Source organism: Streptomyces sp. NBC_01707, from assembly GCF_041438805.1.
Classification (GTDB): Bacteria; Actinomycetota; Actinomycetes; order Streptomycetales; family Streptomycetaceae; genus Streptomyces.
Genome location: NZ_CP109190.1, coordinates 782,652 through 799,378 on the forward strand (window position 1 = coordinate 782,652; position 16,727 = coordinate 799,378).

Sequence of the window (16,727 nt, forward strand, 5' to 3'; positions counted from 1 at the left end):
CGCTGAACCTCAAGGAGTGCTCCGGGCTGTGATCACGAACCCCGGCAGGCGTCGCAATGATCTGTCCGCCGCGCCCTCGTACGAGGGCGGGCGCCTGGTGCTGTGCGTGCGGCGCACGGAGTTCACCGTCCGCTGGGCCGAGGCCTGCCCCCACGGCGACGGGCCCCACCGCCGGGTGCGAAGGGGCCCGTCGCCGTGCGAGGAGCCTCGGTCAGAGGTTCGAGGACGCCCTGTGTGAGGAGCCGCCTTCAGAGCTCGAAAATGCCGTATCCGAAGCCTTCGGCCCGGATCCCGTCGCCGGTCACAGTGACGCCGCGTGCCTCCAGGGGGGCGGCCCTGCCCACGGGAGCGGCAGTCCCGGCGGCGTCGCGGCGTGGGTTGACCACCACGAGGTAGCGGCCGCCGCGGACGTACACCAGTGGATAGTCGGCGTGCAGGACCTCCGTGCTGCCCGCTGCGCCCAGCTCTCGGACGTCCTTGCGCAGTGCGATGAGGCGGCGCACCAGGTGCAGGAGGGAGCCGTCGTCGGCGCGCTGGGCGGCGACCGTCGGACGGCCCGGGTCCGGGTCGACGGGCAGGTAGAGACGGTCGGCCGGGGCGGTGGAGAAGCCCGCGTTCGGTGAGTCGTCCCACTGCATGGGGGTGCGGGAGCCGGCGCGGTTGTAGCGGGGGCCCAGCCGGCTGCCTTCGTGTCCGGGCAGGTCGGGCACGTAGCGCATGCCGATCTCGTCGCCGTAGTAGATCGCCGGCAGCGTGGGCCAGGTGAGCTGGAAGACGAAGGCGGCGGGCAGCTGTTCGGCGGTGCGCGGACCGCAGGCCAGGCGCGAGAAGTCGTGGTTGGCCGTGGGCAGGGAGATGAAGCCGGCGTCACCGACGGCGTCCGTCGCGTCGCGCCAGTCGGTGAGGAAGGTGCGCGGGGAGCCCTTGCCCTCGGCGTCGAAGTAGGGCGCCTGCGGCTCCCATTGCTCGCTGACGGTGCCCTCGAAGTTGTTCCACAGGGAGCGCAGCGCGAGCCCGTCGTCCTTGGGGCCGAACTGCAGGAAGAAGTCGGCGTGGAAACCGGCCGGGACGGACGTTGCGGGGTCGCCCCATTCGGAGAGCAGCGCCGCCTGCGGGTGCTTGCCATCCAGCCAGCTGCGAAGTTCCCGCCAGACCGCGGCGGACTGCGCCTGGCCGGGATCGTCCTTGACGAGGGAGGCCGCCATGTCGACGCGGAACCCTGACAGGCCGAGGGTCAGCCAGTGGTCCATGATCTCGCGCAGGGCCTGGCGGTTGGCGCGCGGTCCCTCGGCGTCGACGGGCAGGCGCCAGGGTTCCGCCTCGTTCATGCGGGCGTAGCCGAAGTTGAGGGCGGGCTGGGAGTCGAAGAAGTTCGGCAGGTAGTAGCCGGGCCGGGTGCCCGGCGAGGCCACGAATCCGTCCGGCAGTGCCGCAGGGTCCGCCGGGTCGGCCCAGATGTAGCGGTCGTCGGACGGGTCGTCGGCCGAAGCGGTGAACCAGGGGTGCTGGTCCGAGGTGTGGCCAGCGACCAGGTCGAGCAGTACGCGGATGCCGCGGCGCGCCGCGGCATCGGTGAGCCGGGCGAGGTCGTCGTTGGTTCCGTAGCGCGGCGCGACGGTGAGGTAGTCGCTGACGTCGTAGCCCGCGTCGAGGAACGGCGAGGCGAAGCACGGGTTGAACCAGACGGTGTTCACGCCCAGCCAGGCGAGATGGTCCAGCCTGGCCTCGATTCCGCCGAAGTCTCCGATGCCGTCGCCGTTGGAGTCGGCGAAGCTCTGCGGATAGATCTGGTACAGGACGGCGTCGGCGAGCCATTCGGTGGCGGGGCGGGGGGACATCATGACGGTGGGGTCCTTCGCGGGTCGGGATGACGGGCGGGGTGGGGTCGGCGTGCGGTGCGCAGGATTGCCTGTACGGGCAGATGGTCGCTGGGGTAACGGCCATTCGGTGCGAAGTCGTTGAGCATCGCCCGTCGCACGCGGGTGCCCCGGGACGCGAGGATCCAGTCGATGCGGTCGCCGCCGGGTACCGGCGGCCGGTAGTCGTGGAAGGTGCCGTGGGCCGGGCCGCGTTCCTCGGCGGCCTCCCAGGTGTCCACGAGATCCGCCCGGGTCAGGAGCGCCGCGTGGACGGTGCTGTCGCCCGCAGGGGTGTTGAAGTCACCGGTGACGACGATCGGAACGTCGGGTGCGAGCGTGTCGAGCCGCTCGGTGAGGAGCTCGGCGGAGCGCTCCCGGGCGTATGCGCTCGCGTCGTCGAAGTGGGTGTTGGCGGCGAAGAACTCGCCGCCGCCCGACAGGTCATGGAAGCGCACCCATGTGACCATCCGGGGCCAACTGCCTCCCCAGGTGTTGGAGCCGGGCTCCTGCGGGGTGCCGGAGAGCCAGAAGTGGTCGTACTCCAGAGGCCGGAGCCGTGTGCGGTCGTAGCCGATGGCCATGAACTCTCCGCGGCTGCCGCCCTCCCTCCCCTGGCCTATCCAGCCGTAGTGCTCCGGCCCCAGGTCGGCCTCGAGATCCCGCAGGGGTCCGTGGAGCCCCTCTTGCGTACCGATCAGATGAGGCCGCTCCATGCGCAGCAGGTGCGCCACCACGTCCCGCCTCTCGCGCCAGGGGCGGGGCGATGCGGGCCAGTCGACATGCAGATTGAAACTCATGACCCGCAGCCAGGGCGGATCGTTGTCCGTCATGCGTTCGCCTCCGAAAGCGACTTCGGGGTGGAGTCGGCAATTCCTTCGGTCCGTCAAGCAGGGGCTGCCCGGGGGCTTGTCCGCAGTTGATGAATGCGCTTTCATTCATGCCGCGCAAAACGTTAACTTCACGGGTAGCGATACGGCAACAGGTAAAGAGGTCACGACGTGCTTCGAGCGTACGAGGACAAGGTGAAGGACCTGCTCGGCCGGATGACGGTCCAGGAGAAGCTGGGGCAGATCCAGCAGTTGACCTGGACCGGCGACACCGGGCCGGGCGGCGGTCAGACCGAGCGGACGGAGGCCGCGGCCCGTGCGGGACTGCTCGGCTCGGTGCTCAACATCCATGGCGCCCGGAGCAGCAACTCCCTTCAGCGCATCGCTGTCGAGGAGTCCCGGCTCGGCATCCCGCTGCTGTTCGGCCTGGACGTCATCCACGGCTTCTGGACCGCGTTCCCGATCCCGCTGGCCCAGGCGTCCAGCTTCGACCCGGAGGTGGCGCGGCGGGACGCCGAGGTGTCGGCGAAGGAGGCCCGGTCCGAGGGTGTGCGCTGGACCTTCTCCCCCATGATGGACGTCACCCACGAGCCGAGGTGGGGCCGGATCGCGGAGAGCTGCGGCGAAGACCCCTATCTCAGTGCCGCCTTCGCTGTGGCCAAGGTGCAGGGTTACCAGGGCCCGGCAGATGGCAGCGAGCTGTCGCGCACGGACCGGATCGCGGCCTGCGCCAAGCACTTCGTCGCCTACGGCGGTGCCGAGGGCGGCCGCGACTACAACACGGTCGACGTCTCCGAGCAGCGGCTGCGCAACCTCTACCTGCCGCCCTTCAAGGCGGCGGTCGACGCCGGGGTGGCCACCGTCATGGCCGCGTTCAACACGATCGGCGGAGTACCCGCGCACGGCAACGCGCACACGATGAACTCCGTCCTCAAGGAGGAATGGGGCTTCAAGGGCTTCGTGGTCAGTGACTACACGGGCGTCGAGGAGCTGATCGCGCACGGCTTCGCCGAGGACGGCGCCGACGCGGGCAGGCTCGCGCTGAACTCCGGTCTCGACATGGAGATGGTCTCCACGAACGTCGCCGACCACGGCGAGGCGCTTCTGTCCGACGGGCAGATCACGATGGAACGCCTCGACGATGCGGTGACGCGCATCCTGCAGCTGAAATTCGATCTGGGACTGTTCGACAACCCGTACTCGGACGAGTCGGCGGCTGTCGGCGAACCCACCGCCGCCGCGCGGGCCGCGTCCCGTGCGAGCGCCGCCCGGTCGATGGTCCTGCTGAGGAACGAGGGTTCGGTCCTCCCGCTGAGCCCGGCCGCCGGCTCGATCGCGGTCGTGGGTCCCTTCGCCGACTCCACCGCCCTGCACGGCACTTGGGCAGGGCCCGGTGCGTCCAGGTTCCCCTCCGTCGGCATCCTGGACGCCGTGCGCGAGGCGGCGCCCGGCGCGAAGGTCACACAGGCCGGTCAGGACCTGACCCAGGTGGTCGCCGCCGCCGCGGCCGCCGAGGTCACCGTCGTGGTGGTGGGCGAAGACCCCGGGCTCAGCGGTGAGGCGGCCGTGCGCAGCGACATCGGTCTGCCCGCGGGCCAGGAGGAACTCATCGCGGCCGTCGCCGCGACCGGTAAGCCCTTCGTGGTGGTGCTGGTCAACGGCAGGCCGCTGGTGCTGGGCGACTGGGTGGACTCCGCGCCCGCGGTACTGGAGGCCTGGCACCCCGGCATCGAGGCCGGCCACGCGGTGGCGGATGTGCTCTTCGGCGCGGTCGCCCCGGGGGGCAAGCTGCCCGTCACCTTCCCGCGGGCCGTGGGTCAGATTCCCCTCTACTACAACCACGAGAGCACGGGCCGCCCGTACAACCCGGCACAGCCGGAGGTGAAGTTCGTCTCGAAGTACCTGGACCTGGCCGACGGACCGCGCTTCCCCTTCGGGTACGGCCTCAGCTACACGACCTTCGCCGTCTCACGGCCGCAGTTGAGCCGGGAGAGCATTGCGAGGGACGCCCTGGAGCGAGGCGAGACGGTCGAGGTGTCGCTGACGGTCACCAACACCGGCGAGCGAGCGGGCGACGAGGTCGTCCAGCTCTACGTCCACGACGTGGCGGCCGGCATCGCCCAGCCGGTGCGCCGACTGCGTGGCTTCGAGCGGGTCACCCTCGAGCCGGGCCGGAGCACCACCGTGTCCTTCCGTCTCGGTGTGCAGGACCTCGGCTTCTGGACCAACGACCCGGCGGGGACGTTCATCGTCGAACGCGGCCGCATCGACGTCTACACGGGCACGAGTTCGACGACGCGGGACTGCTCCCCGCTGACCGTGGTCTGACGTGTGCCCGTGCACCGCCGCTGCACCGATCGGTACGGCGGCGGTCACCCCTCCCCCTCCCAGCCCGCCGGGGGCGATTCCGTGCAAGCGCCCCGTACGGCAGTCCGGCTGGGCCACGAACTCGCCCATGGTCTCCGAACTCCGTCCCCCTGCGCGGCTTCGACAGGGAATGGCGTCGGGCGCCGCGGGCAGCACCGCGTACACCGGACGGTGCCGGATGCCCCGTCGTCACGGGCACGGTCGACGCCGGCGAGACCGACGTACTCTTCGTTTGCCTTCCCGCCTGGCGGGCGAGGCGACGGCGGAACAGCTCGACGCCGATGTATGGATGGCGGGCGGGGCGGGGATCCGCATCGCATGGCACGAGGGCGATGTTCAGTGCCATTCCCGACGCTCCGCGCGACTGAGGGCTGTCATTTCCAGAACCGGACCTTCACCCCTCCACCACCGTCGGCGGAAACACCCCACCGGCAGGCGAGGATCAAGGCGCACGGCGACCGCCGGATCGGCCGGCTCCGTCAGGCGACCGAGGATCTGAGCCGTGCGCCGAGGGCGCGGGAGATGCCGCGCGCCGCGACCTGCACCAGCGGGGCGAGGGCGTGCGGGTTCACGGCGTCCGCGTGGGCGACCACCGACACCGCGGCGACGACGGTGTTCTCCGGCCCGTACACGGGGGCGGCGACCGACACGGCGTCCATCGTCACCTGCCGGTCGCTGACGGCGACTCCGGTACGGCGCACCTCGGCGAGGGCGCGGCGGACCTCGGCAGGGGCGCAGAGGGTCTTCTCCGTGTGGCGGACAAGCGGTCGGGAGAGCACCTGTTCCTGGACATCCTGACCGGCGTGGGCGAGAAGGACGAGGCCGACACCGGTGGACGCGAGGTCGAATCGCCCGCCGACGCGAGTGAGGACCCGGACCGCGTCGCGGCCCGCAAGACGCTCCACATACACGACGGACAGCTCCTCGCGGACGGCGAGCTGCACGTTCTCGCGGGTGATGTGGCCGAGGTCGGAGAGATGCGGCAGGGCCGCCTCGCGAAGGCCGAGGCCGCGCGGGGCGAGGGAGGCAATCTCCCACAGCCGCAGCCCGATGCGATACCCGCCGCCCGGCTCGCGTTCGAGCGCGCCCCAGTCGGCCAGTTCCTTCACCAAGCGGTGGGCGGTGGTGAGGGGCAGGCCGGCGTGGCGGGAGATCTCCGCGAGGCGCAGCACGGGCCGATCCGGAGCGAAGGCTTCCAGCACCTGCAGAGCCCTGGCCGTCACCGAACAGCTGCCGGTCGAAGCTTTGCGCTGCATGCCGGCCTCCTCGCTGTACGCCCGGCGCTCCACCGTGGACCCGGGCACTTCACCGAGAAGCTAGGCAGGACATCTCCCGGCCGTCAACACTCTGTCAACGATTCAGGGTGGTGTGCCCGGTGGGACCGGAGGCTTCGGGCGGTTCGGACCGTCTCACCGGCGTCCGGACGCCGGCATGCGCTGCGGTCGCCGATCCCCGCGGCCGTCACAGGTCCAGGACGAGCCTCGGACACGATGCCCGGGAAATGCAGATCATCATCGTGTCATGACTGCTCTGCTCGGCCGGGGTGAGGAGCGAGTCGCGGTGGTCGACCGTGCCGTCCAGCACGGCGGTCTCGCAGGTACCGCAGGTGCCCTCCTGGCAGGAGGAGAGGACCTGCACACCGGCCTCCTCGACCGCCTGGAGCACGGACTTGTCCGGCGGAACGGTCACCGTGATGCCGGACTGCGCCAGTTCGACATCGAACGCAGCGTCCCGCAGGGGCGCCTGCAACTCCTTGGACGTGAACCGTTCGAGGTGCAGGGCGCCGTCGGGCCAGTCGGCGCACCGCTCCTCGACGGCCTTGAGCAGCGGCTCAGGACCGCAGCAGTAGACGAGTGTGCCCGGCTGCGGGGTACCCAGGAGCGCGTCCAGGTCGAGGCGGCCGTATTCGTCCTCGGGACGGATCCGCACCCGCTCGTCGTGCCGCGTGAGGAGTTCGTCGCGGAAGGCCATCGACGCAAGGGTCCGCCCTCCGTACGCCATCTCCCATGCGGCTCCGAGCCGTTCGGCCTCAGCCACCATGGGGATGATCGGTGTGACGCCGATGCCGCCCGCGATGAAGAGGTACCGTTCGGCGCGCTCCAGGCGGAAGTGGTTGCGCGGACCGCGCACCCGGACCACGTCACCTTCGACCAGTGTGTCGTGCACGTGGAGCGAACCGCCGCGGCCGTCCTTCTCCAGGAGGACGGCGACGCGCCACACCTCGGCTTCCTCCGGCGGGGAGCACAGCGAGTACTGCCGTACAAGGTCCGGTGCCAGCAGGAGGTCGATGTGCGCGCCGGGCGCCCAGCCGGGCAAGGAGGCGCCGTCGGCCCGCCGCAGGTCGAGGGAGATGACGCCGTCCGCCTCGTCGGTACGGCCGGCCACGACGAGTTCGAGTTCGGCCTCGGGCGCGGTGGTGCTTCTGGTCATCAGAGGATCCTTGAGTACGCGAGGTCAGGCGCCGACGAGTCGGCGGGGGTGGGGAGTTGTGTCCGGGGCGGGGGCGGCCCCCTGTCCCGGGTGCCTGTCGGGGTGGGCGAGCAGCCACTCCCACAACTCCACCGGGTCCTCGGACTCCCGGTCCTCACCGCACCAGCACCAGCCGCGCAGCCGGTCCGTGCCGGGGACCCACACGATCCGGTAGACCGTCTCCCCGTCGAGCGTCGTCGTGGGTGGCGTGCTCATCGGACACCCGCCGTGGAGTCGGCGGTACCGGCCTCGACCATCCGCTTGAGGATGCGCCGGGCGGCCAGGCCACCGGTGTCGATGTTGATGCTGAGCTCCTGCGTCCCGGCCGGCTCGGAGGCGATGACCCTCTCCAGTCTGTCGAGTGCGACGACATCCTGAAGGACGACGGTGCGGTTGTTCTCCCGCAGGAAGTCGGAGACCTTCTGGTCCTCAAGGGCGAAGTCGCGTGCCACGGCCCAGAAGTCGTGGGTGCTGTGCTCGGTCTCGGGGGTGATGGCGTAGACGACCTCGACGTGGAAGGCGTCCGGATCGCTGCCGTCGGTGTGCGGCCCCGGCGTTCCGACCGGGGCGATGCGGGAGTGCAGAAGGTAGAGGCAGGGAGCGTGGTACTCGATGTCCTGCCATCGCGTGATGCGGCCGGTGATGCCGGTGGACTCGGAGTAGAACGGCGGGCAGGCCGCGTCGTCCATGTGCCGACCGACGTGGACGACGCCCGCCTTCTCGTCGACCTCGGTGGTGATCGGGGTTTCGGCGACCTCGGGTGTGCCGATGTAGCCGCCGTGCAGATACGTCTCGTGCGACAGGTCGAGCAGGTTGTCGACGAGAAGACCGTAGCGGGCCGCCAGCGGCTCCATGCCGCAGACGGTGGTGTAGGCGGGCGAGTCCAGCCAGGGGGCGCGCGGGATCGAGGACTTGTCGGCCTGGTCGTGGTCGCCGATCCACACCCACACGAAGGAGTCCTGCTCCGCGACGGGGTACGAGGTGAGCCGGGCGGTGCGCGGCACGCGCTTCTGTCCGGGCACGCTCACGCACACGCCGTCCGCACCGTAGGTGAAACCGTGGTAGCCGCAGACGACCGTGTCGCCGTCCAGCCGGCTCGGCTTCTCGGAGAGCGGGAAACGGCGGTGCACGCAGCGGTCCGCCATGGCGGTGACCTCGCCCGCCTCGGTGCGCCAGAAGAGGATCGACTCGCCACAGACGGTACGGGTGAACAGCTCCCGCCCGATCTCACTGCCGTATGCGGCCACGTACCACTGGTTGCGCGCGAATGACGTCGTCGTCATCGTCATCTCCCTTGCATTCGGGTGGGCCCGAACACGTAGACGGATTACGGGCTTTGGATACCGTGCTCTGCTACTGCGGGCCGGGGCGGAACGCCTCCCAGAGTGCTGCAGGCACGGGACCGGCAACAGGGCGCCTTCCGTTGAACGGAAGTCCGGTGCCGGGTGGTTCAGGTGCCTCCACGACCGCGTTGCATCCGCCTGCCCCGCTGTGCGCAGACCGCCGATCGGCGGGGACCGAACCCCGCCCAGGCGGGGCCGGGGGCGCAGCCCGTGGTGCTTCCGGCGCCCGACCCAAGGGCTGTCCCGTAGTCCCTGGCGGGCGCACGACGACAGCTGCGGCTCGCCGCGCTCTCGGAACGCCCGAATTCGACCGGTACGATGACGCCCTTTCGCCTTGCGATCCACCGTTTCCGACGCCGCGCTCCGATCCACCAGGGATCACGGGACAGCCCTTGGGCCAGGGAGAACGGAATTACGGTCAGGTCTGGATCGCCGGCCTTGCGGCTGCCAGACCGGCCTCGGGCAACTCCGCGGTCAGCGCGCCCTCGGCCTCGGCCGGCAGCCTGCGCTGGACCCGGCCGAGCGCGAACAGCACGAGCACCATCACGGCCGGGCAGACCGAGAACAGGGTGAACGCCCCGCGTGCTCCGAGACCGGCGTCGAGGATGACGCCGCCGAGCCAGGGTCCGGCCATGGCACCGACCTTGGCGACGGAGGACGCCCAGGCGGCGCCGTTGGCTCGGATCTCCGTGGGGTAGAAGGTGCCGGCGATGCTGGTGATGCCGCCATGGCCGCTGTTGATGAACATCTTGGCGCCGATGACGAACGCGACGTAGACGGCCGGGCCGAGCACGCCGGTGCCCAGAACGAGCATGCAGACGACGGCTGCGAGGGGCATCCACAGGATGGTGCCTGCGCCCTTGCGGTCGACGAACCTGCTGATGAACAGCTGCCCCACGGCGCCCGCGACGCTCGCGCACGCGGCGATGGTGGCGGCGGCGCTCACACTGAAGCCCATCCGCTCGTTGATCATCGGGGTCCAGAAGACCATGAAGTAGATCAGCGCCGAGGAGAGCAGATAGACCAGCCACAGCAGTGGCGTGATGCCCATCAGGTGGCCACGGAAGAGCTGGGCGGGGGTGAACCTCTTGCCGTGGTCGGCCAGTTGCGGGTCGCCGGTGATGAAGTGGCTCCCGGGCTCGATGGCCAGGTCCGGCTGGAGGCGGGCCAGGATGCGGGCGATGCGCTCGTCGCCGCGGGGGCGGGCCTTCAGCGCCAGGAACTTCACCGACTCGGGCAACAGCGCCAGCATCGCGAAGACGGTGAGCAGGGAGCAGACACCGCCGACGACGAACACCGAGCGCCAGCCGTATTCGGGAACCAGCCAGTTGGAGACGGGGCCGCCCGCGGCGCCGCCGAGGGTGTAGCCGGCCATGATGATCGACACTGCGGTCACCCGGAACCGCTTCGGCGCGTACTCGGCCGCCAGGGCCCAGGTCAGTGGGAGAACCCCGCCGAGGAAGAGTCCGGAGACGAACCGCAGGGCGACCAGGTGTCCGTAGGTGTCCGCGTAGGCGAACCCGAGCATGAAGAGGCCGAAGCCGACGACCGACAGGGCGATGATGGGACGGCGGCCGATCCGGTCGGCCAGATAACCCATGATCAAGGCACCGATCATGGTGCCGAAGAGGCCGACCGTACCGAGGGTCCCGAGCTGGGTCTCGGTGAGCGCGAAATCCTTCCGGATGTAGGTGGCGGCGAACGACAGGATCTGGAAGTCGAAGCCGTCGAGGAAGGTGATCAGACAGCAGACGGCGTACATCAGCAGCCATGAGCGGCTCGCGCGCTGCCGCTCGACGATCGGGGCCAGTTCCACAACGGGTGGTGCGGCGCTCATGGACAGCTCCTCGTCGCTGAGGTGTGCGGGATCGGTGCGGGGTGCACCGTGACGGTGCCGTGGTCGGAGTCGATGCGGACCCGGTCGCCTGTCCGGATGACGGTCAGCGGGTCAAGGTCCAGGCCGGTCACGGTGGGTACGCGGGTGACGACAGCGCCGAGGGCGGCCTTCGTGGTCGTCGTCACGAAGATCATGCCGAGGGGGGCGGTGCCGGCGAGCCGGGTCGCCTGGAAGAAGCCCGCCCAGCCGGAGGAGCCCTTGGCGCCCGGGAACACCAGGATCTTCCCGGCGAACGACTGGCCGTAGAGCGGGTGGCGGCGTTCGATGACGACGCCGCGGGCCGGGTCGATGCCGCCCCATCCGGAGACGGTCTCGGACGATACGAGCGCCTCGCCCTCCGCGAGGCCGGGGACGACGGTCCGCCCCCGCAGTACCACGGTGTCGCTCATCGCAGGTCTCCCTTCCAGATGCCGGTGACAGCGGCGTCGATGCAGTCGGCGAGCGTGCCGAACCAGGCCTCGATGCCGAGGATCGCGGGCAGGTAGTGGGCCTGCTTCGCCGAGTCGGTGGCGAAGACCTTCGTGCCGGGTGGTGCGGAACGGGACATGGCGGGGCAGGAGTCGGTGAGCACGCGGCCGCCCGCTCGCTCGATGGTCTGCGTCCAGCCGTTGCGGTCTGCGGTCGTGCGCAGCGCTCGCGGCACCATCAGCCACAACTGGGTGCCGGAGTTGAGCCGGCGCCCCTCCAGCAGCCGGGCGGTGTCACGGACTTGATCGAGCGAGGCGTGCGGGCAGCCGAGAAGGACGAAGTCCACGTCCGGGCTCGTGCCCTGGGAGTTGAGGTCCTCGTAGACGGCACGGCGTTCGCGTTCCCCGTACGGGACGGCCTCGGGTATCCGCCGGCCGCCGAAGGCCGCCTCGAGACTCGGGGCTTCGGGGGTGATGCCGGGAAGGTGGTAGATCTCGACCCCGCCGGAGGATGCGGCGGCCGCCCCGAAGTGCTTGAGGTCGAGCAGGTCGGGCTGGGCCAGCGCTCCGGTGACGACCGGGCGTTCCTCCTGGACGAGGCCGCCGGCGAAGTAGCCGAGCATGCCCCAGTCGAGTGGCCCCGCCACCGGTGTGCGGACGTCGACGTGGTGGGTGCCGATCCGGTTCTCGGTGCGGTGGTTGCCCCAGCAGGGGATTCGGCCGGTGAGCGAAGCCGCCCCGGTGGAGGCGGTGCCCTCGCAGTTGGTGCGGGCGCCCACCACCGAGTTGGCGTAGACGACCGCCGAGGACTCCATCCAGGCCAGATGTTCGCCGCGCACGGGGATGTTGCCCACTTGGTACGGCGTGCAGGTGGCGAGGATGTTGACGCCCTTACGGCTGTAGAACGCCTCGGCGTCGGACTGCAGCGCGACGAGCTCCTTCGGGTAGGGGGCGACGCCCTCGGCATCGGGGCCGAAGCTCTGCTGCAGCTGGCAGGTGGGCACCTTCATGTCGGGGATGGTGAAGTCGCCGTCGCTGTCGAGGTTGAGCACGGCGTAGGCCTTGTGCCAGCCGCCTTCCTGTACAAGCTGTGCTTTGGCGGGCGACGGCTGGGTCATCGTCCCCGCGACGTTCCGCACGTCGCACAGCACCTCGGCGTCCAGCGCCTGTCCGTAGCGGACGAGAAGGTCCATGGCTGCGGCGACCGCGGGTCCTTCGGCTCCGTCGAGCATTGCCTTGTCGGCGTCGTTGAGCTTCATGCGCTCGTGATTCCTTCCCTGGGCGTGCGCGGGGTGAGTACCGCGCCTTCCTGGAGCGGGCGGACCGTCCGCAGGTAGACGGACAGCCATCCGCGCTCGGCCTGCGCGCACGGCGTCCAGGGGGTGCGGGTGGCCAGTTCCTCGTCCGGTACGAGGAGGTCGACGCAACGGGTGGTGAGGTCGATGGAGATCGTGTCGCCGTCCCGGACCAGGGCCAGCGGTCCGGCGTCGGCGGCCTCCGGGGAGACCTCGCCGACGACGATGCCCTTGTTGACCAGTCCGGAGAGTTGTCCGTCGGTGACGACGGCGACCTTGCCGGTCAGCCCGGCCCCGTCGAGCGCGAAGACGGGCCGCGAGGCCATGCCCATGCCGGGAGTTCCCTTGGGCCCGAGACCGCGCAGCACCAGTACCTGCCCCGGCAGCACATCTCCGGCACGCAACCCGTCAAGCGCGTCCTGCGGGCTGTCGTACACCTTGGCCGGTCCGGTGAACGACGGCGGGCGCTCCTCGTCGACCGCCAGTTTGACGATTCCGGTGGCCGGCGCGAGCGAGCCGCGGACCAGGACGATCGTGGGTCCGCGGCCGAGCGCCCGCTCCGGCGGGCGGATCACCTCGGGGTCCGTGGGCTGCCGTTCTGTGAGCTCCTCACCGAGAGTGCGGCCGGTGATGGTCAGGGCCCCGGTGTGCAGCAGCTCGCGCAGCTGCCACAGCACCCCCGAAGCTCCGCCGGCCGCCTCGAACTCGTCGATGGAGTACGGTCCGTTCGGTCGCACGGCGGCCAGCAGCGGCACCTTGTCGGCGAGCCGCTCGTAAATCTCGTACACGTCGATTCCGGTGTGCGCCTCCTCGGCGATCGCCTGCAGGTGCTTGACGGAATTGATGGACGCACTGACGGCAAGCATGACCGTCACCGCATTCTCGAAGGCTTGGCGGGTGAGCAGGGTGCGGGGCCGCAGGTCCTCGCGCACGAGGTCGACGATCCGGCGCCCCGCCGCCCGTACATCGGCCCACATCCTGGGGCTGTTGGCGAGCACGGGTGTGGAGCCGGGCAGCGCCATGCCGAGCGCCTCACAGGCGATGTGCATGGAGTTGGCCGTGCCCATGCCGGCGCAGACGCCCGGTCCCGCAACGGCGTTCTCGCTCATACCGGTCAGTTCGTCCAGGCCGATGCGGCCCTGCGCGTGGTGACCCGCGGCGAGGAAGACGTCCTCGATGTCGCAGTGCCGACCGGCGAACGTCCCGCAGGCCTGATATCCGCAGCCGACGACGACGGTCGGCAGATCGAGCCGCGCCGCCGCCATCAGCTGCCCTGGGGCGGTCTTGTCGCAGGAGGCGAGAGTGAGCATGCCGTCGAGCTGGGCGCCTTCGACGGCGGCCTCGATGTCATGGGTGATCAGGTCGCGGGCGGAGAGGATGTAGCCGCCGCGGCCGCCCGCGCTGTGGATGAAGTCGCTCGGGGCCACCGTGCGGATTTCGAAACCGATGCCGCCGGCCTCGGCAATCGCCTCCTTGGCGGCCCGCGCGATCTCATCGAGATGGCTGAAGCAGGTGGCCAGCTGGGACGAGGAGTTGACGATGGCGATCTTCGGCTTGTCCATGTCCTCGTCGGTGAGACCGAGGGCTCGCCACTGGGCGCGCCGGACGGCCCACGGGGACGTTCCGGGGGTGTAGTTGCTGCGGAGTGCGGTCATGAATCGGCTCCTCAGTCGTCGACATTCGCGGCAAGGCGGGCGCGGAGTGCTGCGAAATCGATCCCGTGCACGCTGCCGTCGCGTCCGGCGAGGTCCAGGGTGTGGGCGGCGCCCGCCCCCATGGCCGCGCAGGGACCCATGACGCGGACGCTGGAGAGGGCCGCGGCATCGCCGTCGGCGCAGCGTCCGGCGGCTACGAGGTTGTCGCAGTCCGGGGAGAGCAGGGAGCGCAGCGGTACGTAGTGGACGTGGTCGGCCTCGAAGGTCTCCCAGACGTATCCGTCTGCACGGTCGTGCAGCTCGATGGGCCAGGCGGTGCGGGCGACCGCGTCCTCGAAACGGGTTCCGGCCCTCACCTCGTCGAGCGACAACTGGTGGCTGCCCTTGATCCATCGGGTCTGCCGCCGGCCCGGGAGGCCGTACGAGCGGACTTTCGCCTCTCCGAAGGCCTTCGGGAACTCCGCACGCAGGAACTCGACCACCCGGTCCGCCTGTTCGCGGCCGTCGAGCTGGGCGGCCGAGGCCTCGACCGGGTCGAGCGGGGCCGGTATGTGGGTCATGTTGAGGACGGCGGTGCTCCGGCCAGGGAAGAAGAAGGCCAGCCCGTCGCGGCGGACCAGTCCCCACTCGGGCGCCTTGGCGTGGACGTGCTCGGCAAGCTCCTCACGCCCCGGCTGGTGCTCCTCGTGCAGGTGCTCCAGGACGATCTGCTGCGACCCGTAGATGGTTCGTTCCGGTACACGGCAGGCCAGCCCCGCCTCCCAGGCAAGCGCCGCGTCGCCGGTGGCGTCGACGAAGCCGGGCGCGGTGACCCGCACGGTTCCGTGCCGGGTGGCGAAGGACACCGCCGCGATGCGCCGGCCGTCCCGCTCCACACCGGTGATCGAGGCCCCGAGGACGACGCGGATGCCCAGTTCCCGGATCCGGCGCTCCACCCACCGGCCCAGCGCCACCTCGTCATAGGTGACGGTGATGGTGTGGCCGCGGTTGACGTGCAGATCGCCGGAAGCCTCCAGGTCGGCAAAGATCCCGTCGAAGATGCCGTGCGTGAGCTGCCGATAGTCGGGGCCGTTGCCGTACACCCCGCAGAACAGCCCGATCAGCGAGTTCACCATCTGTCCGCCGAGCACGGGCAGACTGTCGACGAGGACGACCTCCCGCCCGAGCTGCGCGCTCTCGATCGCGGCGGAGATTCCGGAGACGCCCGCCCCCACCACGCAGACATCGGTGTCGAGTCGATGGCTCGCTGTGCCGGCCGGCTTGGTGACGGTACGGACTTTCAGCTCGGTCAGGGCATGGGGCATGGAGATCTCCTGTGCGAGGGGGCTGTGCCGCAGTCGGCTCACTGCTTGCCCGGCACACTAGGAAGCCCTGTTCCGCGGAGGGAATGCCCAGGTCGATAGAGCGTTCGGCTGGGTGGCATCAATGGCGTTTATGGTTCGAAGCTGGCCGCTGCCCGGGCCACCAGTTCACGCAACCAACTGTGTGCCGGGTCCTCGTCATGGCTCGCGTCCCACCACAGGTGCTCCTCGAGCGAGTCGAGCGGTACCGGGCAGTCGAGCGTGCGCAGCCCGTGAGCCGACGGCAGCCGCGCGGTGAGCCGCTCCGGGATGAGCGCCACCCTCCGCGTGCCGGCGATGAAGTCGGGTACGGCCCGATAGCTCTCCACGCGTACGGCGATCCTCGGCCTGATCCCCAGTGCGGTCAGCTGCCGGGTCGCCGGAGCGGCCGAGGGATACCCGTCGTCCCGGTGGTAGGGCACCACCCACGGCAACCGTGCCAGGTCCTCGATGCCGAATGCCGCGGCCTCACACAGCGGATGGCCGGCGGACACCAGGCAGACCCACCGGTCGCGGAAGAGCGGAACCGAGCCGACCCCCGGGGTGCGAAAGTGGCCGAGAGACGGGGACACCAGACCGTCGACGAGCCGGATGGTGTCGCCCGCTCCACTGCCCAGAGTCTCCCGGACGAGCTGGAGATGAAGCACCGCGTGCGGTGCGTCACGGTCGAACAGCCGCGAGAGCGCGGGGCCCAGAACGGTCGCCGGGTAGTCGGCCATCAGCAGTGTGAACTCCCGCTGTGTGGTGGCCGGGTCGAAGGCCCTGCCCGTCGCGAAGAGCCGTTCCGTGGCAGCGCACACCGTCTCGACCTGTCCGGCCAGCTGCGCGGCGAGCGGCGTCAGGACGTAGGCGCCCTGGACCCTGACGAGCAGCTCGTCCGCGAAGTGCCGACGCAGCCGGGACAGCGAGGCACTGACGGCCGGCTGGGTGACGCCGAGATTGCGCGCGGCACGGGTGACGTTCCGCTCGCGCAGCAGTGCGCGGAGCGTGACCAGGAGGTTGAGGTCGAGGTTGGCGAGGTGTGTGGGACGGGACTGCCGTGGGGTCATGGGCTCGGGATCCTGCCGCATACGCATCGCCGAGACCAGCCGTGATTCCGCTGGCCGGAAACCGGGTCGACCCGCAGGCACGGCCGGGGTTGCCCTCGGGCGTTCGCCGCCCCTGCCCGACTGCGCGGTGCCGTCGTACGTCATGCCCTGTTCCGCCGCGGAACGCGAGCGCCTCCGGGACGAATTCGGCCCAGCGTCATCCGCCGGTGGACCATCACC

General features: G+C 70.4%; 13 protein-coding genes. 1 reads left to right on the forward strand and 12 read right to left on the reverse strand.

The genetic code is table 11. The annotated features are described in order from the left end of the window. Positions 1-248: 248 nt before the first annotated feature. Both OG963_RS03640 and OG963_RS03645 read right to left on the reverse strand, forming a co-directional pair. Complete coding sequence (locus OG963_RS03640; protein ID WP_093771054.1) at positions 249-1,841, reverse strand: alpha-amylase family glycosyl hydrolase; 1,593 nt, start codon at positions 1,839-1,841, stop codon at positions 249-251. Then, positions 1,838-2,689: an endonuclease/exonuclease/phosphatase family protein gene (locus tag OG963_RS03645; RefSeq protein WP_362275034.1), complete on the reverse strand. Its 852-nt coding sequence runs from the start codon at positions 2,687-2,689 to the stop codon at positions 1,838-1,840. Before OG963_RS03645 ends, OG963_RS03640 begins: the two co-directional genes overlap by 4 nt. A 213-nt stretch (positions 2,690-2,902) precedes the next feature. Between OG963_RS03645 and OG963_RS03650 the strand changes: the two genes are divergently transcribed. Then, positions 2,903-5,014 (forward strand): glycoside hydrolase family 3 N-terminal domain-containing protein, encoded by a 2,112-nt coding sequence (locus OG963_RS03650; protein WP_176902111.1) that lies wholly within the window; start codon positions 2,903-2,905, stop codon positions 5,012-5,014. A gap of 518 nt (positions 5,015-5,532) precedes the next feature. On the opposite strand, the gene OG963_RS03655 is transcribed toward OG963_RS03650, so the two are convergent. From OG963_RS03655 to OG963_RS03700, 10 genes are all read right to left on the reverse strand, one after another. Further along, a complete protein-coding gene (locus OG963_RS03655) occupies positions 5,533-6,309 on the reverse strand; it encodes an IclR family transcriptional regulator (RefSeq protein ID WP_093772207.1) in 777 nt (258 codons plus the stop codon). Between the two features lie 205 nt (positions 6,310-6,514). Beyond that, positions 6,515-7,483 carry a PDR/VanB family oxidoreductase gene (locus OG963_RS03660; RefSeq protein WP_093929909.1) on the reverse strand — a complete coding sequence of 323 codons (969 nt, stop codon included), beginning with the start codon at positions 7,481-7,483 and terminating at the stop codon, positions 6,515-6,517. Between the two features lie 24 nt (positions 7,484-7,507). Then, positions 7,508-7,738, reverse strand: a complete 231-nt coding sequence (locus tag OG963_RS03665) for a hypothetical protein (RefSeq protein ID WP_093771041.1) — start codon at positions 7,736-7,738, stop codon at positions 7,508-7,510. Next, the gene (locus OG963_RS03670; RefSeq protein ID WP_093771039.1) at positions 7,735-8,805 is read right to left on the reverse strand and encodes an aromatic ring-hydroxylating dioxygenase subunit alpha; all 1,071 of its coding nucleotides are present in this window, start codon (positions 8,803-8,805) and stop codon (positions 7,735-7,737) included. The genes OG963_RS03665 and OG963_RS03670 overlap by 4 nt, the downstream gene beginning before the upstream one ends. A gap of 478 nt (positions 8,806-9,283) precedes the next feature. Continuing rightward, complete coding sequence (locus tag OG963_RS03675; RefSeq protein ID WP_371798362.1) at positions 9,284-10,702, reverse strand: MFS transporter; 1,419 nt, start codon at positions 10,700-10,702, stop codon at positions 9,284-9,286. After that, positions 10,699-11,151: an aconitase X swivel domain-containing protein gene (locus OG963_RS03680; RefSeq protein WP_093771033.1), complete on the reverse strand. Its 453-nt coding sequence runs from the start codon at positions 11,149-11,151 to the stop codon at positions 10,699-10,701. The genes OG963_RS03675 and OG963_RS03680 overlap by 4 nt, the downstream gene beginning before the upstream one ends. Further along, positions 11,148-12,428 (reverse strand): aconitase X catalytic domain-containing protein, encoded by a 1,281-nt coding sequence (locus OG963_RS03685; RefSeq protein WP_093771031.1) that lies wholly within the window; start codon positions 12,426-12,428, stop codon positions 11,148-11,150. Before OG963_RS03685 ends, OG963_RS03680 begins: the two co-directional genes overlap by 4 nt. Beyond that, a complete protein-coding gene (locus OG963_RS03690; protein WP_371798363.1) occupies positions 12,425-14,119 on the reverse strand; it encodes a dihydroxy-acid dehydratase in 1,695 nt (564 codons plus the stop codon). The genes OG963_RS03685 and OG963_RS03690 overlap by 4 nt, the downstream gene beginning before the upstream one ends. 11 nt (positions 14,120-14,130) lie before the next feature. After that, positions 14,131-15,423: an FAD-dependent oxidoreductase gene (locus OG963_RS03695; RefSeq protein ID WP_371798364.1), complete on the reverse strand. Its 1,293-nt coding sequence runs from the start codon at positions 15,421-15,423 to the stop codon at positions 14,131-14,133. Positions 15,424-15,551: 128 nt separating this feature from the next. Next, positions 15,552-16,508 (reverse strand): LysR family transcriptional regulator, encoded by a 957-nt coding sequence (locus OG963_RS03700; protein ID WP_371798365.1) that lies wholly within the window; start codon positions 16,506-16,508, stop codon positions 15,552-15,554. Between the last annotated feature and the right edge of the window lie 219 nt (positions 16,509-16,727).